This is a genomic window from Pseudomonas sp. W5-01 (assembly GCF_046540435.1).
Taxonomy (GTDB): Bacteria; Pseudomonadota; Gammaproteobacteria; order Pseudomonadales; family Pseudomonadaceae; genus Aquipseudomonas; species Aquipseudomonas graminis_B.
Genome location: NZ_JAXCIP010000006.1, coordinates 242,814 through 266,202, shown reverse-complemented (window position 1 = coordinate 266,202; position 23,389 = coordinate 242,814). Strand labels below are relative to the sequence as shown.

Here is a 23,389-nt window from a genome sequence, read left to right as displayed (position 1 = left end):
TTCTCCTTATGCCCCGGATGGTAAGCGGGCGGCGCATAAGTGTCTTGAACGATCGTGCAGACGTTAGCGGTTTATCTGCGCGCCATGGACGTCCGCCAGCCACGCCGGAATCCGCTGCTCCAGGTAATACGTCGGCTTTCTGATCGTGCCGCCGACAAAACCCACATGCCCGCCTTTTTTCTGCAGGTCGAACGCGGTGCTGGACGACAGCTCAGAGGCTTCAGGCAGGCTGTGCTTGAACACGAACGGGTCATCAAGGGATTGAATCAGCAGGGTGGGCGTGCGGATGGCGCCGAGGAAGTACCGACTGGAGGCGCGGCGGTAGTAATCATGGGCGTCGACGAATCCATTGAGCGGCGCTGTCACGCGCCCGTCGAAATCCCAGAACGTGCGCATGTCTTTCAGCGAACCCAGCTTCGCCAGTTCTGCCAGCCCATCGCTGAGGCCTTCGTGCTGGAAGCGTCTCTGCTTGTCCTTGATGTACCCAACCATCTCGCGCATGAAGTGGCGTTGATAGACCTTGGAGAAGCCCAGCCCGATGCGGTCGGCGCATTCGTCCAAACGAAACGGTACCGACACCGCCGCAGCGCCTTGCAGGTGGCTGTCGAGCCCGGTTTCGCCGAGGTGCTTGAGCAAAATATTGCCGCCGAGGGAGTACCCGACCGCGTAAAGCGGCGCCAACGGCCGAGCCCTGCGCAGATGATCGATCACGGCGGCAAGGTCTTCGCTGGCGCCGGAGTGATAACTGCGGGGCAACAGGTTTGGTTCCCCTGAACAGCCTCGCCAGTTGAGGGCGACACTCGCCCAGCCGCGTTTTTCCATGGCGTGCTGCAGCCCGGCGACATAGGGGGAGTTGGACGAGCCGGTCAGACCGTGCAGCACGAGCACGACCGGCACAGTGGCGTCGTGCGGGCGATGCCAGTCCATGTCGAGGAAATCGCCGTCTTCCAGCCAGATGCGCTCGCGCCGACGCTCGAGGTGAGTGGTCGGACGCCAGAGCGGTCCCCACAGCGTCTGCAAGTGCGGGTTGCCCAGGCCGAAGGCCGGGACGAACCCGGGAAGGTCAGCTTGCGACGGCACTGCGTTCCCACACCGCGTAATGAACCTGACCGGCTTTCTTCTCACGGTGCAGACGCCAGTTGGCGGGCATGCCCAGCGTCGACGGCGCGGTCTCGCTTTCGGTGTAGATCCACGCGCTGTCCGCCAGCCAGTTGCGCTCTTCCAGCAACGTGCACGCAGGCATCAGCAAATCCTGGTGGAACGGCGGGTCGAGGAAGACCACGTCGAACTGTTCAGCCGGCTGGGTTTCCAGATGTCGGAGTGCGTCGCCCGTCGCGGTTTTGCCGACGGTGCAACGCAGCGTGCCGAGGTGTTCGCGCAGGCTGGAGATCGCCATCGAGTTGGTGTCCAGCGCCAAGCCCATGCTGGCGCCGCGCGACAGGGCTTCAAGGTACAGCGCGCCGCTGCCAGCGAACGGATCGAGCACGCGCGCGCCCTCGATGTACGGCGCCAGCCAGTTGAACAGGGTTTCCCGCACACGATCCGGCGTCGGGCGCAGACCGGGGGCGTCAGGGAAACTCAGACGCCGACTGCGCCATTCGCCGCCGATGATCCGCAGTTGGCCGAGGCCCGTGTGGATTTTGTGCCCTTTGTGGATACGCGGCGGCTTGGAAGTCGAGGTCATCAGTGCTCCGGAACGCCGAGCGGTTGCTCAGCGGGTTTGTCGGTAGGGGGTGGCAGCGGCTTCTGCGGGACGGTCGGACCTGCGGTCACGATCACCAGCTTGTCAGCGTCCAGATGTTTGTTCATCACGGTCTTGATCTGTTCGACCGTGACGCTCTGGGACTGCGTCATGAAATCTTCAAGGTAGGTCAGCGGCAGATTATAGAAGCCGACCGCGCCCAGTTGGCCAACGATGGCCGCGTTACTGGCAGTCGCCAGTGGAAAGCTGCCGGCCAGTTCGCGCTTGGCATCGTCGAGCTCTTTCTGGGTCGGGCCGTTGGCAAGGAAGTCACGGGTGATGTCCTTGACCAGCTTCAGGGTGTTCTCGCTCAGTTCGGCTCGGGTCTGCAGGCTGATCATGAACGGACCCTGCGCCTGCATCGGCGTGAAGCCTGAAGACACACCGTAGGTCAGGCCGCGTTTTTCCCGGACTTCGGTCATCAGGCGGCTGCCGAAGCCGCCGCCACCGAGGATCGAGTTGCCCAGTGACAGGGCCGCGTAGTCAGGGTCGCCTCGGGTAATGCCCAGTTCAGCCAGCATCAGGTGCGTCTGCTTGGACGGGAACTCGATGTGGGTTTCACTCGGCTTGGGCTCGGTCGGGGCAACGGTTTGTGCCAGCGCCGGGCCTTTCGGCAGCGCGGCGGACACTTGGGTTGCTACCGCTTCGGCTTCTGCGCGCGTCAGGTCGCCAACCAGCGCGATCACTGCGTTGCCAGCGGCGTAGGCCTTGGCATGAAAGGCCTTCAGTTGAGCCAACGTCAGAGGCGCGATGCTTTTAGCCGTGCCCATGCTCGGGTGCGCGTAGGGGTGATCGCCGTACAACCGCTTGAACAGCTCGTCGCCTGCCAGCTTGCCCGGGTTCTGCTTCTGATATTCAAAGCCCGCCAGCAACTGGTTTTTGATTCGCGCCAGCGAGTCCGCCGGGAATGTCGGTTTGCCCACCACGTCGGCAAACAGTTTCAACGCGGGCTCGCGTTTGTCGGCGGCGCTCAGGCTGCGCAGCGAAGCGATTGCCATGTCGCGATAGGAGCCGTTGCCGAAATCAGCGCCCAGCCCTTCGAAACCTTCGGCGATGGCGCTGACGTTCTTGCCTTTGATGCCTTCGTTGAGCATCGCGTTGGTGACCAGCGCGATGCCGGGGGTGGCGCCATCCTGACTGCTACCGGCCGCGAACAGCAGGCGCATGTCGAACATTGGCAGCTCATGGGCTTCAACAAAGAGCACGCGAGCGCCTTCGGCGGTATTCCACGATTGGATGTTCAGCGAACGGCGCGCCGGCGCTTTACCGTCCAGTTCCTTCAGGGACTCCAGCATACTGGCCGCCTTGTCGATGGCTTTCGGGGCTTCGGCGGCGGTCTCTGCCATCGCCCATGGGGCACCTAACAGACCAAGCGTTACGGCGAGTGCGAATGAGCAGGCCCGCGTTCGCGCAAAGCGGGATTCGTAGCGCTGGCTCATTGGGCTTTCTCCTCAGGCAAAACATGCGCAACGGCAAGGCGCTCGCGGGTGAAGTAAGTACGGGCGGCTTTCTGGATGTCTTCCGGCGTCACGCTTTGCAGCGCTGCCAGTTCCTGATCGATGAGCTTCCAGGACAGGCCCACTGTTTCCAGTTCGCCAATGGTGCTGGCCTGACTGGTAATGGAATCGCGCTCATAGACCAACCCGGCGATCACCTGGGCCCGGACCCGTTCCAGCTCTTCCTTGGCGGGCGGCTTGGTTTTCAGCTCGTCGAGCAGGCGCCAGATACCGGCTTCAGCGTCGGCGAGGGTTTTCTTCTTCTGTTGATTGGGTGTGGCGCTGAGGGTGAACAGGCTGTCGCCGCGGGTGTAGGCGTCGTAGTCGGACGAAGCGCCGGTCACCAGTTCTTCGCCGCGCTCCAGGCGGGTCGGAATGCGCGCGCTGTAGCCACCGTCGAGCAAGGCCGAAATCAGGCGGAGTGCGTTGACCGACTGTGGATCGGTGGCGGTGGCCAGGCTCGGCACGTTGAAGCCATACATCAGGCTCGGCATCTGCGTGGCGACATGCACAGTGATCTGGCGCAGACCAGGTTCGGCCAGCTCCAGCGGCTTTTTCGAGGGCGGTACATCGCGGCGCGGAACCGGGCCGAAGAAGCGCTCAGCCAGGGCCTTAACCTCATCGGGCTTCACGTCGCCCACCACCACCAGCGTGGCATTGTTGGGTACGTACCAGGATTCATACCAGTGGCGCAGCTCCTCGACCTTCATGCGCTCAAGGTCCGCCATCCAGCCGATGGTCGGCGTGTGGTAGCCGCTGGCGGGGTAGGCGATGGCCTTGAAGCGCTCGTAGGCCTTGGCGTTCGGCTTGTCATCGGTGCGCAGGCGGCGCTCTTCCTTGATGACTTCGATTTCCCGGGCGAACTCTTCAGGCGGCAGGCGCAGGGTGGCCATGCGGTCGGCTTCCAGTTCGAAGGCAACCGCCAGTCGATCACGAGCCAGGACCTGGTAATAAGCGGTGTAGTCGTCTCCGGTGAAGGCGTTCTCTTCGGCGCCCAAGTCGCGCAGGATCAGCGATGCTTCGCCGGGACCCGCCTTGGAGCTGCCCTTGAACATCATGTGTTCCAGCGCATGGGAAAGGCCCGTCTGTCCAGGCGTCTCGTAGCTGGAGCCAACCTTGTACCAGACCTGCGAAACCACGACCGGTGCGCGGTGATCTTCACGCACGACGACCTTCAGGCCGTTGTCCAGCCTGAATTCGGTGGTGGGTTGTGGGTCGGCAGCCAATGCGGCGAAGGGCAAACAGATTGTGCTGAGCAGCAGGCCTGCGGCACAGCGGGCTAGAGCATTCATTCGTGATTTGAACCTTGGAGACGGCCTGCTTAGCGTCAGCGGGCGCGGGGGTGTTAGGATAGCGGCGAGTTTGCCTGACGACCATGACTAAGATGTCAGCGTCGTAAGCCTGCTTCGTAAGAAATGGCCGAGCAGTGCGCTCAATGGGACTGCGCCGCCCCTGTGGCAGGGCGAACGCTGAACAAGCGGACCTAAAAACAGTCTGTTTCCCATACAGAATTTTTCAGAGGCGCCGCTCTGGCGCGTCGTTACCGTGAGATAGCCGTCCTCCATGTTTGGTTCCAACGACGACAAGAAGACCCCAGCCCCGGCTGGCGAGAAAAAAGGCCTGTTCGGATGGCTGCGCAAAAAGCCGCAGGAAGTCACTCCCGAGCCGCCTCAGAACACCCCCGCACCAGCGCCAGAGTCCGTGCCCGATCAGGCCCCGGCTGTTGCTGAGCAGCACAACGCCCCGGTGATCCCGGCCGAGCGCGCGCCGCAAACCGCGCCGCAGCCCTTGCCACAAACAGCTACGACTGAAGCGCTTTCGGCCCCGGTCGAAGATCCTTGGCTGCACCTGCCTGTTGCCGAAGAGCCAGTGGCTTTCACCGATGAGCGCGAGCCTCACGTTACGCCGTCGATTCCGGTTCACACCGAGTCCAACGTGGAATCCGCAGCGACTCCATTGGCGCAAGCCCCCGCTCAGCCGGCGGGCATCGACACCCGCTCGTTTGAAGTGGCTCCGTCCATCGAGCCGACCCCCGTCGCGCTGCCTGATCCGGTTTCCGGCAATGATCTTCCTGCGCTGACGCCGCCGTTGACCACTGCGCCGCTGGTTCCAGCCGCGGCCGCCGTGCCCGTTCTTGAAACCAACGTACCACCAGTCCCTTTTGAAGGGTCCCCCGCACCCAAGCAGCCTGGTTTTTTCGCGCGTCTGAAGCAGGGCCTGTCGAAAACCAGCGCCAGCCTTGGCGAAGGCATGGCCAGTCTGTTCCTCGGCAAAAAAGCCATCGACGACGACATGCTCGACGAGCTGGAGACCCGGCTGTTGACCGCAGATGTCGGTGTGGAAGCAACGTCGGCGATCGTGCGCAACCTGACGCAGAAAGTGGCGCGCAAGCAGCTCACCGACAGCGACGCGCTGTACAAGTCGCTGCAAAACGAACTGACCGAAATGCTCAAACCAGTGGAAGCACCGCTGGTCATCACTTCGCAGCACAAGCCATTCGTGATCCTGGTCGTCGGCGTCAATGGCGCGGGTAAAACCACCACCATCGGCAAGCTCGCCAAGAAGCTTCAGCTGGAAGGCAAGAAGGTCATGCTGGCGGCGGGCGACACCTTCCGCGCTGCAGCCGTTGAGCAACTGCAGGTCTGGGGCGAACGCAACAAGATTCCGGTGATCGCCCAGCACACGGGTGCTGACTCGGCTTCGGTGATTTTTGATGCTGTGCAGGCCGCCAAGGCGCGCGGTATCGACGTGCTGATCGCCGACACGGCGGGCCGTCTGCACACCAAAGACAACCTGATGGAAGAGTTGAAGAAGGTTCGCCGCGTGATCGGTAAGCTCGACGCCGACGCGCCCCATGAGGTCCTGCTGGTGCTGGACGCCGGCACAGGCCAGAACGCGATCAATCAGGCCAAGCAGTTCAATCAGACCGTCCAGCTCACCGGCCTTGCGCTGACCAAGCTCGACGGCACGGCCAAGGGCGGCGTGATTTTCGCCCTGGCCAAGCAGTTCGGCCTGCCGATTCGCTACATCGGTGTCGGTGAAGGCATCGACGATCTGCGAACCTTCGAAGCCGAACCGTTCGTCCAAGCCCTATTCGCCGAGCGGGAGCGCCCATGATTCGTTTCGAACAGGTCGGTAAACGCTATCCGAACGGACACGTCGGCTTGCATGAGCTGAGCTTTCGAGTACGTCGTGGCGAATTTCTGTTTGTGACCGGCCATTCCGGCGCGGGCAAGAGCACCTTGCTGCGCCTGCTCCTGGCGATGGAACGTCCGACCACCGGCAAACTGTTGCTGGCAGGTCAGGACCTGGGTCAGATCAGCACCGCGCAGATTCCGTTTTTGCGTCGTCAGATCGGCGTCGTGTTCCAGAACCACCAGCTGCTGTTTGATCGCACGGTGTTCAATAACGTCGCGCTGCCGCTGCAGATCCTCGGCCTGTCCAAGACCGAAGTGGTCAAACGCGTCGATTCGGCCCTTGAGCGCGTGGCGTTGTCGGATAAAGCCGAGCTGTACCCGGGCGATTTGTCCACCGGTCAGCAACAGCGCGTCGGCATTGCTCGCGCCATTGTTCACCGCCCGGCGCTGCTGCTGGCGGACGAACCCACCGGTAACCTCGACCCGCGACTCGCTGCCGAAATCATGGGCGTGTTCGAAGACATCAACCGACTGGGCACCAGTGTGCTGATTGCGAGCCACGACCTGGCACTGATCGCGCGGATGCGCCACCGCATGCTGACGTTGCAGCGCGGCCGATTGATCGGCGACGGGGAGGCTGGCGTATGAGTGCCACCCGCAGTCCCAAAGTTTCCGAACGTGTAGCGCCCAAGGCCTCAGATCCGGCGCCGCAAAAGAAAAAGAAACGCGATGACGATGACGGCCCGAGTTTCGGTGAGTTGTTCAACGCCTGGATCGAGGCCCACCGTTCAAGCCTGCTGGACAGCCTGCGCCGTCTCGGCAAGCAGCCCATCGGTAGCTTCTTTACCTGTCTGGTCATGGCCATCGCGCTGAGCTTGCCGATGGGCCTGTCATTGCTGTTGAACAATGTCGAGCGCTTGGGCGGTTCGTGGCAGCGTGCGGCGCAGATATCTCTGTACCTCCAACTGGACGCATCGCCGAGTGAAGGCGAGGGTCTTGTCCGTCAGATCAAGGAAATGGGCGGCGTCGCTGATGCCGAGTACATCAGCCGCGATGAGGCACTGAACGAGTTCCAGAAACAGTCCGGTCTGGGCGAGGCGTTGAAGGAACTGCCTGAAAACCCGCTGCCCGGCGTTGTGCTGGTGACGCCACTGGAAGTTGACAAAGCCGCGCTGGAAGCATTACGTACGCGTCTGGCCGAGTTGCCCAAGGTTCAACAGGCCCAGCTTGACCTGGTCTGGGTTGAGCGTCTGGCCGCTATTCTCAAGTTGGGCGACCGATTTGTCTTCGGCCTGACCGTCTTGCTGGTCGCGGCGCTGCTGTTGGTCATCGGCAACACCATTCGTCTGCACATCGAGAACCGTCGTACGGAAATCGAGGTCATCAAGTTAGTAGGCGGTACAGACAGCTACGTGCGTCGGCCTTTCCTTTATATGGGGGCGTTGTACGGGCTGGGCGCCGGGGTGCTTTCCTGGGGTGTTCTGGCTTTTGGGCTAGACTGGCTGAACGATGCGGTGGTCAAACTGGCTGGGCTCTACGGCAGCGATTTTGCCCTTGCCGGCGTGCCGGTGTCCGACGGCGTGTCGCTCTTGCTTGGAGCGGTGTTGTTGGGGTATATCGGTGCGTGGATTGCAGTGGCACGCCATTTGAGAGAGCTGGCGCCTCGTTAGTGATGTCAGTGTTGTGTTGTCACGTGTTTTGAGTAAATTTTGTTTCACCTATTGACTTTTCAGCTGAGGGAACTTGTCTAGCGGTTCCCGGTCAATTTCGCAGTGCTGAACTGCACGAGTTATGTGTCGGAGGTTTTTTCGTATGACCAATTCTTTGCAACCTGCTTATGCCTTGGTTCCGGGTGCAAACCTGGAAGCCTATGTGCATACGGTAAACAGCATTCCACTGCTGACGCCTGAGCAGGAGCGTGAACTGGCCGAGAGTCTCTATTACGAGCAGGATTTAGGGGCGGCTCGGCAGATGGTGCTCGCCCACCTGCGATTTGTCGTGCATATCGCACGCAGTTATTCCGGTTATGGACTGGCTCAGGCTGACCTGATTCAGGAAGGTAACGTTGGCCTGATGAAGGCCGTCAAGCGCTTCAACCCCGAGATGGGCGTGCGTCTGGTGTCCTTTGCCGTGCACTGGATCAAGGCCGAGATTCACGAGTTCATCCTACGCAACTGGCGCATTGTAAAAGTCGCAACCACCAAGGCTCAGCGCAAACTGTTCTTCAATCTGCGCAGTCAGAAGAAGCGTCTGGCCTGGCTGAACAACGAAGAAGTGCATCGCGTGGCGGAAAGCCTCGGCGTTGAGCCCCGCGAAGTGCGCGAGATGGAAAGTCGTCTGACCGGCCACGACATGGCGTTCGACCCGGCGGCAGAAGCCGACGACGACAGCGCCTTCCAGTCGCCGGCCAACTACCTGGAAGACCATCGCTACGATCCGGCGCGTCAGCTGGAAGATTCCGACTGGACTGACAGCTCGACGGCCAACCTGCACGAAGCGTTGAACGTGCTCGACGACCGCAGCCGCGACATTCTGTACCAGCGCTGGCTGGCGGAAGAAAAGGCCACGCTGCACGACTTGGCCGAGAAGTACAACGTCTCTGCCGAGCGTATTCGTCAGCTCGAAAAGAGCGCGATGAACAAGCTGAAGCTGTCGATCGCTGCCTGATCGCTGCGCCGAAACGCAAAACGCCCTGAAGTGATCGGGGCGTTTTTGTTTCTGGGTGCAGAAGTCATTCGAGGATGTTGGTGACGACGCCAACGCCGACGGTACGACCGCTTTCACGCATAGCAAAACGCAGGCCTTTCTCCATTGCGACCGGGGAGATAAGGGTAACGGAAAGTTTTACGTTATCGCCTGGCATGGCCATATCAACGTCTACCGGCAGTTCGCAAACACCAGTTACGTCGGTAGTGCGGAAGTAGAACTGGGGACGGTAATTGTTGTAGAAGGGGTGGTGGCGACCGCCTTCCTCTTTGCTCAGCACGTTGAGTTCAGCTTCGAACCGAGTGTGCGGTGTGACTGTACCCGGGGTAGCCAGCACCTGACCCCGCTCAACGTCTTCAGGCTTGGTGCCGCCCAGCAGAATGGTGCAATTGTTGCCAGCACGCGCTTCTTGCACTTGCTTGCTGGACATCTCAATGCCAGTGCACACCGTTTTGACGGTTTCCCGAAGACCCACGATCTCGATTTCTTGTTGAACCTTGATCGCACCACTTTCAACACGGCCAGTAACAACCGTGCCGCGACCGGAGAGGGCTGATACGTCTTCGATTGCCATCAAGAAAGGCATGTCGGTCGCGCTAGCCGGTGCCGGCACGTAGCTGTCCAACGCCTCAACCAGCTTTTTAACGGCAGATGTACCCATTTGGTTGTCGTCTTTGCCTTCCAAAGCCATCACAGCTGACCCAGTTATGATTGGGGTGTCGTCCCCTGGGTAGTCGTATGCGCTAAGAAGTTCGCGCAACGCTATCTCTCGCAGCTCAATTAATTCAGGGTCTTCGACCAAGTCAGCTTTGTTCAAGAACACTACGATGTGCGTAACGCCAATCTGACTCGCCCGCATTAAGTGCTCACGAGTCTGCGGCACCAAACCTTCAGCGGCGGCCGAACACACAAGGATGGCGGCGTCCATCTGAATGGCGCCGGTGATCATATTTTTAACGACACTCTCGGACGGACAATCGGCATGAGCGTAGTGGCGAGTTGCTGAATCGTATTCAGCATTGTGGATATTAATCGTGTTGTCTGAGGGACTGCTTGTTTTATCGAGAGCAACAACGGTCGAACCGAATAAATCATGACAGACGCTTGTCAGGGCCGCAGTCAGAGTGGTTTTACCATGGCCGGTTGCGCCAATGGTGCCGACATGGATGGTTGTTTTTTGCGATGCGGTGGACATGGTGGCGAGCTCCTGCTCATTGATGGATCCTTGAGCAAAACCCTAAGCCCGCCGAGGAGGTAGCGTCTACTGTCAGTTATGACAGTGCTCACGTCGCACCACACGCTCCCACCGGTCTGGGCACGTGGGGCAGTTTTAGTTATTAAAACTTCCGACTGTGATTCAACCCCATCAAATACTCATCCCCACCCAACTGACGCATCTGCTGGCGGATCCAGCCTGCGCGGCGTGAGACGTAGCTGGTGGGGTGGCTGGCGCTCCACTCCCGCGGGTTGGGCAGGACGGCGGCCAGATAACTCGCCTGTTGCGTGGAAAGCTGGCTGGCATTCACATGAAAGTGATGCTGCGCAGCGGCCTGGGCGCCGAAGACGCCGTCGTCCCATTCCACGCTGTTCAGGTACACCTCCAGAATGCGCTGCTTGGACCAGAACACCTCGATCAGCCCGGTGAACCAGGCCTCCAGGCCCTTGCGGAAGTAGCTGCGGCCCGACCACAGGAACAGGTTCTTCGACACCTGCTGGCTCAGTGTACTGGCCCCGCGCAGGGAGCCGCGGCGTTCATTGTGAACCAGTGCCGCCTGAATGGCGTCGATATCGAAACCCCAGTGCTCGGCGAACTTCTGGTCCTCGCCAGCGATGACGGCGATTTTCAGGTCATCGGAGATGTTGTCCCATGACTCCCAGTCGCGCTGCAGGTCAATGGGCTGACCGTCGAACCAGGATTCGATCTTGCGTTCGACCATCAACGCAGTGAACGGAGGAGGGACCCAACGGAAAATCAGCACCAGCACGACACTTGCCGCTGCGAACCAGAGCAGGCCTTTGGCGACACGACGGAGAAGTAATTGCAGCATAGAGATGGCTTGGCCGAACCGGTTGAGCGGGCCATTATACAGACGACGCGTCATTGAACTTGCCTGGAGTTGTACATGTTACGAACCTTTCTGATGCTGGCCTCCTTCTTCGGATTCACCGGCGTCGCCCTTGGCGCGTTCGCCGCCCATGGCCTGAAAAACCGCCTGACACCCGAGTACCTCGCGGTTTTCCACACTGGCGTGCTCTACCAACTGATTCATGCCCTGGCAATTTTTGGCGTGGCGCTGCTGGCGATGCAGATCCAGGGCCGGCTCGTCACCTACGCAGGCATCTCCTTCACACTGGGCATCATCCTGTTTTCCGGCAGCCTCTACCTGATGACGCTGACCGGCGCGACCAAGCTGGGCATCATCACCCCCTTCGGCGGCCTGTTTTTCCTGATCGGCTGGGCGATTCTCGGTTGGACAGCCTGGCGCCTGGGCCTCGACACGCTCTGATCCCGAATGCGTGCGCTCATGTCGAGCGCGCAGCAACCCTCGGCCACGCCTGAGACGAATGGCGTGGCTTTGCCTTGGTCATACCGCCCGATCGGGCTAGAATGCTCGCCCCCTAAAATGATGGCTGCCCCCTCGCATGCGCATTCAGTTGAACGGTGAATCCTTTGAGCTGCCCGACGGCGAGACCGTTTCGGCATTGCTGACACGTCTGGATCTGACCGGGCGCCGAGTCGCCGTCGAGCTCAATCTGGACATCGTCCCGCGCAGCCAGCATGCCGCCACGACGCTGTCCGAGGGCGATCAGGTCGAAGTGGTACACGCCATCGGTGGCGGCTAGCCTTCGACGTGCTGTCGGCCTGATCCGCAAGCACTGCAAGAACCTCAACCGTAAAGAGGATTTCAGATGAGCAACGTTCGCAGCGACAAGCCGTTTACCGTGGCCGGTCGTACTTTTCAGTCGCGCCTGCTGGTCGGCACTGGCAAGTACACGGACATGGAACAGACCCGACTCGCCATCGAAGCCTCGGGCGCCGAGATCGTGACCGTTGCCGTGCGCCGGACCAACCTGGGGCAGAACCCGGGCGAACCGAACCTGCTCGACGTGCTGCCGCCGGATCGCTACACCATCCTGCCGAACACCGCCGGTTGCTACGACGCCATTGAGGCCGTGCGCACTTGCCGCCTGGCCCGCGAGCTGCTCGATGGCCACAATCTGGTCAAGCTGGAAGTCCTCGCTGACCAGAAAACCCTGTTCCCTAATGTCATCGAAACCCTCAAGGCAGCCGAAACGCTGGTGAAGGACGGCTTCGACGTCATGGTCTACACCAGCGATGACCCGATCATTGCCCGCCAGCTCGCCGAAATCGGTTGCTGCGCGGTGATGCCCCTCGCGGGCCTGATCGGTACTGGCCTGGGGATCTGCAACCCGTACAACCTGCAGATCATCCTTGAAGAATCGAAAGTCCCGGTGCTGGTAGATGCGGGTGTCGGCACTGCTTCCGACGCTACTATTGCCATGGAGCTGGGTTGCGAAGCGGTGCTGATGAACTCGGCCATCGCTCACGCGCAGCACCCGGTGCTGATGGCCGAAGCCATGAAGCACGCCATTCTGGCGGGACGCATGGCTTACCTGGCCGGTCGTATGCCCAAGAAACTCTATGCCAGCGCGTCCTCGCCGCTGGATGGTCTGATCAAGTAAGAGCCTGTTGATGATTGATTCGCAAACGCCCGACCCACTTCCGGACGATGAAGTGATGAATGACGAAAATGCCAAAGCGCCAGGCGATGACGGCCATCACCGCCGCATCAAGAGCTTCGTGATGCGCGCCGGTCGCATGACCGAAGGTCAGCAACGTGGCCTGGATCAGGGTAAGGAGTTGTTCGTGCTGCCGCTGGCGGACGCCCCCGTTGATTTCGACGAAGTGTTTGGTCGTTCGGCCCCGCGCACTCTCGAAATCGGTTTCGGCATGGGGCACTCGCTGCTGGAAATGGCCGCCGCCGCGCCAGAGCAGGATTTCATCGGCGTGGAAGTGCACCGTCCGGGGGTTGGCGCTTTACTCAACGGCGTGCTGACCCAAGGTCTCACCAACCTGCGCGTTTACGATTGCGATGCGATCGAAGTGCTCAACCGTTGTGTGGCCGACAACAGCCTGGACCGGCTGATGCTGTTTTTCCCGGACCCGTGGCACAAGTCGCGCCATCACAAGCGCCGTATCGTTCAAGCCGAATTTGCCGAACTGGTGCGTAGCAAGTTGAAGCCGGGCGGCGTGCTGCACATGGCGACCGACTGGGAACCGTATGCCGAATACATGCTGGAAGTCATGAATGTGGCCCCGGGTTACCGCAACCTGGCCGAGGACGGCAAATGCGTTGCGCGCCCTGCGGAACGTCCGATCACCAAGTTCGAGCGCCGTGGCGAACGGCTCGGTCACGGGGTCTGGGATCTGAAGTTCGAGAAGCTGGCCTGATCACTTCTTGACCAGGAGCGGCCCAAAAGCGGCCGCTTTTGAGTTTTTACAGCACATTTCAGCCGATAATTGCCTTGTACGACGAACCCTTCGATTTCTTCCTAAGAAGGCTACAGGGTCTTCGGAATCGTCCGACATCCATTTTCAGTTCTGATCTTCATAGTCCCCGCCGTTGCATATATCCATATCGATGACGAGGAATAAAGATGAACAAGTTTTGGCAAATGGCTGCGATCGCCACGCTGATTGCGACCACCAGCGGCTGTGTCAGCTACAACGTCAGCCAGCCAAGCGCTTCGCTGTCCGGCGACGTGAAGACTGATCTGAAGGCTGACGTCAAAGTCGGTGAAGCCATCAGCGGCGAGTCATCCACCAATGTTCTGTTCGGCTGGTTGAACATCGGCGGCGACACGCAGTTTGCGGACGGCGTGACCTACGGCGGCGCGAGCGGCGGTGGCATGGGCCTTCCTCTGCCGGACCCGATCTCCTCCACCAAAGCAGCCGCAGCGTTCAAGGCGGTCAAATCGTCCGGTTCCGACCTGATCGTCGCGCCGCGTTACGAAGTCACCGTCAACGATTACTTCATCTTCAAGCAAGTGAACGTAAAAGTGACCGGCAACAAAGGCAGCATCCAAAGCATTCGCTGATGGATTGATCGCACTCGGCAACAGCGGAGTGTGATTTCTTGAGCGCCCTTCCCGCCATCGCGGGCAAGGGCGCTTTTGCATTCCGGTCGGTTATTTCCGATCCGCCACCACCCCGATCAACACCAGCACCACCACCAACACCGGCGCCAGGCTGTAGTTGTTGAACTGGCTCAGGCCTCGCACGACCCACGGCGTGGCATAAATCAGCGCAGCGCCGCTGCCAACGGTGCAGAGCAGCGCCATGATCGGAATGCGCAACGCGCCGGCAAAGCTGCCGAGGCGGCCTTCGATCCAGCCCTTGATGTCGGTCCCGAACAGAATCAGCAGGCAGCCGACCAATGCCAAGGCGATTTCCGACAGATTGCTGCGACTCCAGCGCGAGACGGTGGCCAGCAAGTCGAGTACGAATTCCATTCAGTGTCCTTAGTGTTGAGCCTTACAGAAGAAAGTGCTGCAGCAGGTCGTTTAGGAATAGCTGGCCGCGAGCGGTCGCCACCAGCCGTGACGGATCGGTCTCCAGCAAGCCGCGTTGTTCGGCCTCAAGACGGGCGCTGGCCAGCGAATCGACGCTTAGACCGGTGCGGCGCTGAAATAATGCAGCGTCCACGCCCTTTGTCAGGCGCAGGGCGTTCATCAGGAATTCAAAGGGCATCTCATCCAGTGGCAGCAGCTTTTCGCCAGCCTGATAAGCCTTGGCCGGGTTGAGGTAATCCTTGGGCAATCGGGTTTTCCAGGTGCGGATGATGCGCCCGTCCGGATGGCTGAGCTTGCCATGGGCGCCTGCGCCGATCCCGATAAAGTCCCCGAAGCTCCAGTAATTCAGGTTATGCCGTGCTTCGCGTCCCGGCTGGGCGTAGGCCGACACTTCGTATTGGCCGTAGCCGTTTTCCCGAAGCAGCGTCTGACCGGCCTCTTGAATATCCCAAAGGATGTCATCTTCCGGCAGCGTGGGCGGCTGATTCCAGAACACCGTGTTCGGCTCAAGGGTCAGCTGATACCAGGACAGGTGGGTCGGGGCGAGGGCGATCGCCTGACGCAGGTCGCCGAGGGCGTCTTCCTGGGACTGGTCCGGGAGACCGTGCATAAGGTCCAGGTTGAAATTATCAAAACCCGCCCGACGCGCCATGTCGGCAGCCCGCACGGCCTCATCGCCGTTATGGATACGCCCCAGCGCTTTGAGCTTGGCCTCCTGAAAACTCTGGATGCCGATGGACAGACGATTGATGCCTAGACCGCGATAGGCGCTGAATTTCACCTGCTCGAAGGTGCCGGGGTTGGCTTCCAGCGTGATCTCGATGTCTGGGGCGAAGCGAATGCGTTGTTCAACGCCGCTCAGCAGGCGGCCCAGCGCATCGGCGCTGAACAGGCTGGGCGTGCCGCCACCGAAAAAGATCGTGCTCAGCTCGCGGCCGTAGACGTGGGGCAGGTCCTGGTCGAGATCGGCCAGCAGCGCGTCGACGTATTCCTGCTCCGGCAACACCGGGCTCGCCGTGTGGGAGTTGAAATCGCAGTACGGGCATTTGCGTACGCACCATGGGATATGGATGTACAGCGACAGCGGCGGCAGCTCGGCAAGGGGCGCCCGCGACGGCTCTGTCGTGAAGCCGGCCGCGCCGAGAATCAGCGGCCGGGTGGTGGAATCCTGAGTCATTGCTGATCAGGGCTCAGCCCCAGACGCTGACGCAGGATGGCCATGGCGCGGGCGCGGTGGCTGATCTGGTTCTTGTCGGCCGGGGTGAGTTCGGCGCTTGAGCAGTTGCGCTCCGGCACCCAGAACAATGGGTCATAACCAAAGCCGTGCTCGCCGCTGGCGGCGGTGAGGATGCGGCCGTGCCACAGGCCTTCGCAGAGGATCGGCAGCGGGTCGTCGGCGTGGCGCACCAGGGCCAGAACGCAGACGAACTGGGCGCCGCGTTGTTCGGCAGGGACGTCGTTGAGGGTGTCCAGCAATTTGGCGTTGTTCGCCGCATCGCCCTGGCCGTCGGCGTACCGCGCGGAATAGATGCCCGGCGCACCGCCCAGATAATCCACCGCCAGCCCCGAATCATCGGCCAGCGCCGGCAGTCCGGAAATACGTGCGGCATTGCGCGCCTTGAGGATGGCGTTCTCGACGAACGACAGCCCGGTTTCGTCGGGCTCCACGGTGCTGAACTCGCCGATCGATCGCAGCTGAACGCTGGCGCCGAGCATGGCCTGAAGTTCTTTGAGTTTGCCGGCATTATGGCTGGCCAGTACAAGCTGGGTGAGATTCATGATGAGTCCGTGAAAATCTGCTGATTGAAGCTGGGGCAGTGTGTGGCTGTTGCCCGCTTTTACCTGAGTGCTGGCGCTGGCCGACAGGGCATTAACGCCCTGCGGCGCAGGTCACACGGCAATCTGATGGTCCTGCAAGCCTGGGCTGCTGACGCGGTAGATGCCGATTTCACCCAACAGATTAGGCCAACGCTTGCTGGCCCAGCCGTGCCGATGCTGTTGATCGACCGCGAGCCGATCAATGACCTTCGCCGAGCGACCCCGGCACAGCTCTTCGAAATCTTCGAAGGTGCAGAAGTGGATGTTCGGGGTGTTGTACCACGTGTACGGCAGGAATTCGGAAACCGGCATCCGCCCTTTGCTCGCCAGGTACCAGCGGCAGCGCCAGTGCCCGAAGTTGGGGAAGGTGATGATGCACTGGCGGCCGACGCGCAGCATTTCGTCGAGGATGCGATCCGGGTAGTGCACGGCCTGAAGCGCCTGGGTCATGACCACCACATCGAAACTGTTGCTGGCGAAGTTGCCCAGCCCCTTGTCCAGATCCTGTTCGATGACATTGACGCCTCGCGCCACGCAACGCGCAATGTTGTCGGCGTCGTTTTCCAGGCCATAGCCCGTCACTTGCTTGTGCTCCTGCAGCCAGGCGAGCAATTCGCCGTCGCCGCAGCCGAGGTCGAGCACACGGCTGCCTGCCGGTATCCAGTCTTGGATGATTTCCAGGTCGGCTCTCATGGTGTCCTCAGAGTGCAATTCGGTTCATGTAGCTGGAGAAGGCCTGCAAGTAGCGCGGGATCGGGATCAGGAAGGCGTCGTGTCCCTGGGGCGCATCGATCTCCAGATAACAGACATCCTTTTTCGCCGCCATCAGCGCGTCGACCAGTTCCCTCGAGCGGGCCGGGGAGAAGCGCCAGTCAGTGGTAAACGACATCACGCAGAACCTGGCGCTGGCATTGGCGAAGGTGGCGGCGAGGTTGTCGTTGAAGTTGGCGGCCGGATCAAAGTAGTCCAGCGCCTTGGTCATCAGCAGATAGGTGTTAGCGTCGAAGCGCCCGGAAAACTCCTCGCCCTGGTACCGCAGGTAGCTTTCGACCTGGAATTCCACGCTGTGGAAGTCGTAGTTGAGGTTTTCGTTCTTCAGGCCCCGGCCGAATTTCTCACCCATCGAATCATCGGACAGGTACGTGATGTGCCCGACCATGCGCGCCAGCATCAGGCCGCGTTTGGGGATCACGCCGTGCTCCTGAAACGAGCCGCCGTGGAATTCCGGGTCCGTCAGGATCGCCTGCCGCGCGACTTCGTTGAACGCGATGTTCTGCGCCGACAGCTTGGGCGCGGAAGCAATCGCCAGGCAATGACGCACGCGCTCGGGGTAGGTGATCGTCCATTGCAGCGCCTGCATGCCGCCCAGACTGCCGCCGACGATGGCCGCCCATTGATCGACGCCCAGCCGGTCGGCCAGACGCGCCTGGCTGTGCACCCAGTCTTCGACCGTCAACACCGGGAAGTCGGCACCAAAAGGTCTGCCGGTTTCCGGGTTGAGGCTGCTGGGGCCGGTGGAGCCGTTGCAGCCGCCGAGGTTGTTCAGGCTGACGACGAAGAACTTATCGGTGTCGATCGGCTTGCCGGGCCCGATGCAGCTGTCCCACCAGCCCGGCTTGCGATCTTCGGCGCTGTGATAGCCCGCCGCGTGGTGATGACCCGAAAGCGCGTGGCAAATCAGCACCGCGTTGCTCTTGGCGGCGTTGAGCTGACCGTAGGTTTCGTAGATGAGATCGTAGGCTGGCAACGAACGCCCGCAGGCCAAGGCCAGCGGCTCATTGAAATGCGCCGTTTGCGGCGTGACTAGACCGACAGAATCTTTGGGAAAGACCGTGGACATCGACCTGCTCTCGCTGAAATGAGGCGTAAGTCTAAAGATCGCGCCGGGGTGCGGCAACAAACTAAATGGCTGAATGCGCGGAGGGTGACGCTTTGTATTTTTGCCCGCGCGACATTCATTAGGCGGGGAAAAGGGCGACGGCTGCTGGTGCCGTCGCCCCAAGATCAAAAGCTTCCCGGTTGAAGCCGGTCCTACGGTCAGAGTTACCGCATTCCCATTGGCTGCATGCGGCGGCTGTCAGATCAAACGCCACAGCTCTTGCGGCATGCCGGCATAGGCCGCCAGCGCAGGCATGACGTAGGACTGCAGCACCTGAATCGCGATAAAGGCGAAGATCGGCGAGATGTCCATGCCGCCCAGGTTGGGGATGATTCGGCGGAACGGCGCCAGAATCGGCTCGCTGATCTGATAGGCCAGCTCGGCCGCCGGGTTGTGGCTGCCCGGAGCAATCCACGACACGATGACCATGATGATCATCGCCACCCAGAAGATCTTCAGCAGCAGCGACGTGATGCCGATGATCGACCACATCAACAGGTGCGGGATATCGCCGATGGTGCCGTAGGTCATCATCAGCACGAAGGCCATCAACAGCGCCTGAATGACGATCGCCAGCAGCAGCGAGGACGTGTCGAGCCCGAAAACGCTCGGCACGATGCGCCGGATAGGCTTGAGCAGCGGCTGGGTCGCACGAACGGCGAACTGGCACAGCGGGTTATAGAAGTTCGCTTTGACCAGCTGCAGCACGAAGCGCAGCAGAACGATGGTCAGGTACAGGCTGATGAGCGTCTGGATGACGAAAATCGTGGCGCCGGTGAGTGCATTCATGTGTTGCTCCTTATTTACCCAGCTGTTCGGCGAGTTCGGCGGAGCGATGTGCGGCAGCGCCCAGCGCCTTCTCCACAATGGCTTCGAAGCCATCGGCCTGGAACGATTTGATGGCCGCTTCGGTGGTGCCCGCAGGCGATGTCACTCGGCGACGCAGCTCTGCCGCATCGACGTCGCTGCCGGTGGCCATCAGTGCGGCGCCCAGCGCGGTTTGCAGGGTGAGCTTGCTGGCAACGTCAGCCGGCAGCCCGAGCTTGACGCCTGTTGCGGTCATCGCCTCGATCAGCAGGAAGAAATACGCCGGGCCGCTGCCTGATACCGCAGTCACCGCGTCGATCTGTGCTTCTTCATCGACCCACAGGGCAATCCCGACCGCCGACAGCAACATCTCGGCCTGCTCGCGCTGTGCCGGAGTGACATCGGCGGTGGCGTACAGGCCGCTGACACCCTGGCGCAGCAGTGCGGGCGTGTTTGGCATGCAGCGTACGAGGGGTTGCTCGCCCAGCCAGGCTCGCATGCTGGCGCAGGTAATCCCGGCGGCGATCGACACGATCAATTGATGAGGCTTGAGCGCCGGTTTCAGCGCTTCGCACACGGACTTCATCATTTGCGGCTTGACCGCCAGCAGCACCACATCGGCGCCTTCGATGGCTTCGGCGTTGTCGGCGACCACCTTGATGCCGTGCTCTTGTGCCACGCGCTCGCGGGTTTCTGCGCCAGGATCGCTGGCACGAATCAGCTCAGCGTCGACGCCTTGGGCGCGCATGCCGCCAATCAGGCTGGCGGCCATGTTGCCGGCGCCGATGAACGCGATACGGGTTTTGCTCATGAACGGTTTCCTGTGGGGCAAAGGTTAAGGCTGCCCATAATCGCGGGCGCCGAAGAGGGCAGTGCCGATCCGCACCCAGGTCGCACCTTGTGCGATGGCGGCTTCGAGGTCGTGGCTCATGCCCATGGAAAGCGTGTCCAGCGGCAGGCCAAGTTGTGCCTGCAGCGTGCTGACGGCGGCGAACGAAGCGTTCTGTTCGTCGCGGTCGTCGGTAGGTTCGGGAATGGCCATGAGGCCGCGCAGTTTCAGATTCGGCAGCGCGCTGATGGCCTGGGCCAGTGCGGGCAGGTCTTCAGGGCTGCAGCCTGACTTGCTGGCCTCGCCGCTGACGTTGACCTGAATGCAGATGTTCAGCGGCGGCAGTGCTGGCGGCCGCTGCTCGGACAGCCGTTGTGCGATTTTCAGACGGTCCACGGAATGCACCCAGGCAAAATTCTCGGCGATGGCGCGAGTCTTGTTGGACTGGATGGGGCCGATGAAATGCCAGATCAAGGGCAGGTCGGTCAATTCGGCCTGTTTGCCGAGGGCTTCCTGAAGGTAGTTCTCGCCGAAATCGCGGAGGCCGGCGTCGTAGGCTTCCCGCAGGTCGCTCGCCGGTTTGGTCTTGCTCACCGCCAACAGGCCGACAGAGGCCGGGTCGCGCTGCACCGCTTGCGCCGCGCTACGAATTCGCTCGGCGAGCGTTGAAATGTTCTCTGCTATCGTGGACATTGATTTGCGCCAGCAGGGCTAAAGTCTGCGGCATTCTATGTGATGAGGAGCTGTATGGATATTACCGAGCTGCTGGCCTTCAGTGCCAAGCAAGGCGCGTCGGACTTGCATCTCTCTGCCGGCCTGCCACCGATGATTCGCGTCGATGGCGATGTGCGGCGGATCAACCTGCCCGCATTGGACCAGAAAGAGGTCCAGGCGCTGATCTACGACATCATGAACGACAGGCAGCGCAAGGACTTCGAGGAGGATCTGGAGACAGACTTTTCCTTCGAAGTGCCGGGCGTGGCGCGCTTCCGGGTCAACGCGTTCAACCAGAATCGCGGCGCTGGCGCGGTGTTCCGGACTATTCCGTCGAAGGTCCTGAGCATGGAAGAGCTGGGCATGGGCGAAGTGTTTCGCAAGATTACCGACGTGCCCCGCGGCCTGGTGCTGGTGACCGGTCCGACCGGCTCGGGCAAGTCGACCACCCTTGCGGCGATGGTCGATTACCTGAACAGCAACAAACATCACCACATCCTCACCATCGAAGACCCGATCGAGTTCGTTCACGAGTCCAAGAAAAGCCTGATCAACCAGCGCGAGGTCCATCGCGACACCCACGGTTTCGCCGAAGCGCTGCGTTCGGCCCTGCGTGAAGACCCTGACGTGATTCTGGTGGGCGAGCTGCGCGACCTGGAGACCATTCGACTGGCGCTGACGGCAGCCGAAACCGGCCACCTTGTGTTCGGCACGCTGCACACCACGTCCGCTGCCAAGAGCATCGACCGTATCGTCGATGTGTTTCCGGCGCAGGAGAAGTCGATGATCCGCTCGATGCTCTCCGAGTCGCTCCACGCCATCGTGTCTCAGGCGCTGTTGAAGAAGGTCGGCGGAGGCCGTGTCGCGGCCCACGAGATCATGATCGGCACGTCGGCGATCCGTAACCTGATCCGCGAGGACAAGGTGGCGCAGATGTATTCGTCGATTCAGACCGGGGGATCGCTGGGGATGCAGACGCTGGATATGTGCCTGAAGGATCTGATCAGCAAGGGGCTGATCACGCGGGAGAGTGCGCGGGAGAAGGCGAAGACGCCGGACAATTTTTGATCGGGAGGGCAAACGACGGTGGGGAGCGAATGACTCCGCTCCCCACCGTGTTGTTTGTCAGGCGGCGTGTGCGATCAACGCTGGGCGATGCGCACAGTGCCTTTCTGACTCGGCGGCTGCTTTGGCAGCACACGCTTGGCGACGACGTAATGGCTGTCCCAATACGGCTTCTTCAGCGTATCGATCGTCACGGATTTGCCGCGGCGTGGCGCGTGAACGAACCGGTCGTTGCCGAGGTAGATCGCCACGTGATTCACCTTGCGGCTCTTGATGTTGAAAAACAGCAAGTCGCCCGGCTTCAAGTCCTTGCGGTCAACCTTCTGCCCGTGGCCTTCGGCCATGGCGTTGGAGGTGCGCGGCAAATCGACTTCGCTCACGTCGTTGAAGGCATATTTCACCAGTCCGCTGCAGTCGAACCCTTTTGTCGGGCTGGTGCCGCCCCAACGATAAGGTGTACCGATGGCGTTAACGGCCCGGTTGACCACGGTGCTGCTCTGTTTGGTACCCATCTGCGCCGTGTTGGCCAAGGCGACAGTGTTCTGCGAAATCTTGCGAGTGCTGCGGGATGGTTTCCCCTTAACAGCTTTGGCTCGCTTGCCGGAGGACTCGAGTGGAGTAGCCGTCTGTTCCAATGCAGCCATTGCAGCGCGTTGAGCGGCAATGTTGCGTGAAACGGATTCCGGCGACTCGGACCTGGCGGTGAAACCGGTGAAGCTCGGTGGAAGGCTTTGCTCACGATTGGTGGCGTGGGCGGCCAGTGGCATAAATAGACAAATAGTCAGCCATGTCTTGAAAAATGGACGCATTAGGCAGGGCTCATGTTGGTCAGCGCGCAACTTTATAACAGCTTTTGGCGAAATTCTGAGCCCCCTTGTCGAACAATTTACTGCCCTTGGAGTCAGTTTTGGCGGCAAAATCGTCATCTTGCTGTGCTGATCACCTTGCAGAACAAGGGTTTGCACGATTGAAAAGAGGTTCAAGCCATACGTCGGACGGCGTCACGAAAGTCACAAAACTTACGCATATTTTTTTCTATTGCAGAAGGCGAGGTCAACAATGAACACCTATCAAGCGGACGTTCAACGTCCTGATACCCACAGTAAGGTCATGGGCTATTTGCTCTGGATTGTGGGATTCACCGGCGCTCACCGTTTTTATTACGGCAAGCCGGTGACCGGTACGCTCTGGTTTTTCACGCTCGGTCTGTTTGGCATTGGCTGGCTGATCGACCTGTTCCTGATTCCGGCGATGGATCGGGAAGCGGACCTGCGATTCAACGCGGGGTCGACCGATTACAGCCTCGCCTGGATTTTGCTGACCTTTCTGGGCGTGTTCGGTGTGCACCGGATGTATCAGGGCAAATGGATCACCGGGATCATTTACCTGTTCACGGGAGGTTTGGCGCTGCTGGGCGTGCTGTACGACTTCTGGACGCTGAATGACCAGATCTCGGTGAAGAACGCTCGTAGATAGCAGGAGCGCTGCGAAATACGGCTCACTCCTGCAGGGTCATCGACTGATGACGCCGGAATTGTGGGAGTGAGCTTGCTCACGAAGGGCCGGTGCATTCAGCCATTTGCTCTGGGGCTGAAAGTAAGC

General features: G+C 60.7%; 26 protein-coding genes. 11 read left to right on the top strand and 15 right to left on the bottom strand.

Annotated features, from left to right (window positions below; translation table 11 throughout):
* Positions 1–63 precede the first annotated feature (63 nt).
* From SLW75_RS20440 to SLW75_RS20425, 4 genes are read right to left on the bottom strand one after another with little or no spacing between them, the layout of a single operon-like run.
* Positions 64–1,080: a hydrolase gene (locus SLW75_RS20440; RefSeq protein WP_410935299.1), complete on the bottom strand. Its 1,017-nt coding sequence runs from the start codon at positions 1,078–1,080 to the stop codon at positions 64–66.
* Positions 1,064–1,684 carry a 16S rRNA (guanine(966)-N(2))-methyltransferase RsmD gene (gene rsmD / locus SLW75_RS20435; RefSeq protein WP_065991110.1) on the bottom strand — a complete coding sequence of 207 codons (621 nt, stop codon included), beginning with the start codon at positions 1,682–1,684 and terminating at the stop codon, positions 1,064–1,066. The genes SLW75_RS20440 and rsmD overlap by 17 nt, the downstream gene beginning before the upstream one ends.
* The gene (locus SLW75_RS20430; RefSeq protein ID WP_410935298.1) at positions 1,684–3,180 is read right to left on the bottom strand and encodes a M16 family metallopeptidase; all 1,497 of its coding nucleotides are present in this window, start codon (positions 3,178–3,180) and stop codon (positions 1,684–1,686) included. The genes rsmD and SLW75_RS20430 overlap by 1 nt, the downstream gene beginning before the upstream one ends.
* Entirely contained in the window at positions 3,177–4,529 is a 1,353-nt protein-coding gene (locus SLW75_RS20425; RefSeq protein ID WP_410935297.1) for a M16 family metallopeptidase, read from the bottom strand. The genes SLW75_RS20430 and SLW75_RS20425 overlap by 4 nt, the downstream gene beginning before the upstream one ends.
* Positions 4,530–4,800: 271 nt before the next feature.
* On the opposite strand from SLW75_RS20425, the gene ftsY reads away from it, so the two are divergent.
* From ftsY to rpoH, 4 genes are all read left to right on the top strand, one after another.
* Positions 4,801–6,354 (top strand): signal recognition particle-docking protein FtsY, encoded by a 1,554-nt coding sequence (ftsY, locus tag SLW75_RS20420; protein ID WP_410935296.1) that lies wholly within the window; start codon positions 4,801–4,803, stop codon positions 6,352–6,354.
* The gene (ftsE, locus tag SLW75_RS20415) at positions 6,351–7,022 is read left to right on the top strand and encodes a cell division ATP-binding protein FtsE (RefSeq protein WP_037018829.1); all 672 of its coding nucleotides are present in this window, start codon (positions 6,351–6,353) and stop codon (positions 7,020–7,022) included. Before ftsY ends, ftsE begins: the two co-directional genes overlap by 4 nt.
* The gene (gene ftsX / locus SLW75_RS20410; RefSeq protein ID WP_065991118.1) at positions 7,019–8,044 is read left to right on the top strand and encodes a permease-like cell division protein FtsX; all 1,026 of its coding nucleotides are present in this window, start codon (positions 7,019–7,021) and stop codon (positions 8,042–8,044) included. The genes ftsE and ftsX overlap by 4 nt, the downstream gene beginning before the upstream one ends.
* 142 nt (positions 8,045–8,186) lie before the next feature.
* Positions 8,187–9,041, top strand: a complete 855-nt coding sequence (rpoH, locus tag SLW75_RS20405) for an RNA polymerase sigma factor RpoH (RefSeq protein WP_065991120.1) — start codon at positions 8,187–8,189, stop codon at positions 9,039–9,041.
* 64 nt (positions 9,042–9,105) lie between these two features.
* Here the strand turns inward: rpoH and SLW75_RS20400 are convergent, their stop codons facing one another.
* Together SLW75_RS20400 and mtgA are read right to left on the bottom strand one after the other, a co-directional pair.
* Positions 9,106–10,275, bottom strand: a complete 1,170-nt coding sequence (locus SLW75_RS20400; RefSeq protein WP_410935295.1) for an elongation factor Tu — start codon at positions 10,273–10,275, stop codon at positions 9,106–9,108.
* Positions 10,276–10,417: 142 nt separating this feature from the next.
* Positions 10,418–11,128, bottom strand: coding sequence for a monofunctional biosynthetic peptidoglycan transglycosylase (gene mtgA / locus SLW75_RS20395; RefSeq protein WP_410935294.1), 711 nt, complete (start codon positions 11,126–11,128; stop codon positions 10,418–10,420).
* Positions 11,129–11,203: 75 nt separating this feature from the next.
* Here mtgA and SLW75_RS20390 point away from each other — a divergent pair, with 75 nt between their 5' ends.
* The 5 genes from SLW75_RS20390 (at position 11,204) to SLW75_RS20370 (ending at position 14,201) form a co-directional block, all read left to right on the top strand.
* Positions 11,204–11,587 carry a DUF423 domain-containing protein gene (locus tag SLW75_RS20390; RefSeq protein WP_065991125.1) on the top strand — a complete coding sequence of 128 codons (384 nt, stop codon included), beginning with the start codon at positions 11,204–11,206 and terminating at the stop codon, positions 11,585–11,587.
* A gap of 136 nt (positions 11,588–11,723) precedes the next feature.
* On the top strand, positions 11,724–11,924 hold the full coding sequence (gene thiS / locus SLW75_RS20385; RefSeq protein WP_065991131.1) for a sulfur carrier protein ThiS: 201 nt from the start codon (positions 11,724–11,726) through the stop codon (positions 11,922–11,924).
* A gap of 66 nt (positions 11,925–11,990) precedes the next feature.
* Complete coding sequence (locus tag SLW75_RS20380) at positions 11,991–12,785, top strand: thiazole synthase (RefSeq protein ID WP_065991132.1); 795 nt, start codon at positions 11,991–11,993, stop codon at positions 12,783–12,785.
* A gap of 55 nt (positions 12,786–12,840) precedes the next feature.
* Positions 12,841–13,554: a tRNA (guanosine(46)-N7)-methyltransferase TrmB gene (trmB, locus tag SLW75_RS20375; RefSeq protein WP_192135608.1), complete on the top strand. Its 714-nt coding sequence runs from the start codon at positions 12,841–12,843 to the stop codon at positions 13,552–13,554.
* Positions 13,555–13,760: 206 nt separating this feature from the next.
* Complete coding sequence (locus SLW75_RS20370; RefSeq protein WP_065991133.1) at positions 13,761–14,201, top strand: hypothetical protein; 441 nt, start codon at positions 13,761–13,763, stop codon at positions 14,199–14,201.
* Between the two features lie 90 nt (positions 14,202–14,291).
* On the opposite strand, the gene SLW75_RS20365 is transcribed toward SLW75_RS20370, so the two are convergent.
* From SLW75_RS20365 to SLW75_RS20330, 8 genes are all read right to left on the bottom strand, one after another.
* The gene (locus SLW75_RS20365; RefSeq protein ID WP_065991135.1) at positions 14,292–14,615 is read right to left on the bottom strand and encodes a DUF3392 domain-containing protein; all 324 of its coding nucleotides are present in this window, start codon (positions 14,613–14,615) and stop codon (positions 14,292–14,294) included.
* Positions 14,616–14,637: 22 nt separating this feature from the next.
* On the bottom strand, positions 14,638–15,852 hold the full coding sequence (gene hemW / locus SLW75_RS20360) for a radical SAM family heme chaperone HemW (RefSeq protein WP_410935293.1): 1,215 nt from the start codon (positions 15,850–15,852) through the stop codon (positions 14,638–14,640).
* On the bottom strand, positions 15,849–16,457 hold the full coding sequence (gene rdgB / locus SLW75_RS20355) for an RdgB/HAM1 family non-canonical purine NTP pyrophosphatase (RefSeq protein WP_410935360.1): 609 nt from the start codon (positions 16,455–16,457) through the stop codon (positions 15,849–15,851). Before rdgB ends, hemW begins: the two co-directional genes overlap by 4 nt.
* 108 nt (positions 16,458–16,565) lie before the next feature.
* Positions 16,566–17,186, bottom strand: coding sequence for a methionine biosynthesis protein MetW (gene metW / locus SLW75_RS20350; protein WP_065991140.1), 621 nt, complete (start codon positions 17,184–17,186; stop codon positions 16,566–16,568).
* 7 nt (positions 17,187–17,193) lie between these two features.
* Positions 17,194–18,333, bottom strand: a complete 1,140-nt coding sequence (locus SLW75_RS20345; RefSeq protein ID WP_122624410.1) for a homoserine O-succinyltransferase MetX — start codon at positions 18,331–18,333, stop codon at positions 17,194–17,196.
* 237 nt (positions 18,334–18,570) lie between these two features.
* Positions 18,571–19,161 carry a YggT family protein gene (locus tag SLW75_RS20340; protein ID WP_065991147.1) on the bottom strand — a complete coding sequence of 197 codons (591 nt, stop codon included), beginning with the start codon at positions 19,159–19,161 and terminating at the stop codon, positions 18,571–18,573.
* 10 nt (positions 19,162–19,171) lie between these two features.
* On the bottom strand, positions 19,172–19,990 hold the full coding sequence (gene proC, locus SLW75_RS20335; protein ID WP_410935292.1) for a pyrroline-5-carboxylate reductase: 819 nt from the start codon (positions 19,988–19,990) through the stop codon (positions 19,172–19,174).
* Positions 19,991–20,014: 24 nt separating this feature from the next.
* Positions 20,015–20,701 carry a YggS family pyridoxal phosphate-dependent enzyme gene (locus tag SLW75_RS20330; RefSeq protein ID WP_065991150.1) on the bottom strand — a complete coding sequence of 229 codons (687 nt, stop codon included), beginning with the start codon at positions 20,699–20,701 and terminating at the stop codon, positions 20,015–20,017.
* Between the two features lie 54 nt (positions 20,702–20,755).
* On the opposite strand from SLW75_RS20330, the gene SLW75_RS20325 reads away from it, so the two are divergent.
* Complete coding sequence (locus SLW75_RS20325; protein ID WP_065991152.1) at positions 20,756–21,790, top strand: type IV pilus twitching motility protein PilT; 1,035 nt, start codon at positions 20,756–20,758, stop codon at positions 21,788–21,790.
* Between the two features lie 74 nt (positions 21,791–21,864).
* Here SLW75_RS20325 and SLW75_RS20320 read toward each other — a convergent pair whose 3' ends face one another.
* Entirely contained in the window at positions 21,865–22,596 is a 732-nt protein-coding gene (locus SLW75_RS20320; RefSeq protein WP_410935359.1) for a C40 family peptidase, read from the bottom strand.
* 250 nt (positions 22,597–22,846) lie between these two features.
* On the opposite strand from SLW75_RS20320, the gene SLW75_RS20315 reads away from it, so the two are divergent.
* Entirely contained in the window at positions 22,847–23,263 is a 417-nt protein-coding gene (locus SLW75_RS20315) for an NINE protein (RefSeq protein ID WP_065991157.1), read from the top strand.
* The last annotated feature ends 126 nt before the right edge of the window (positions 23,264–23,389 follow it).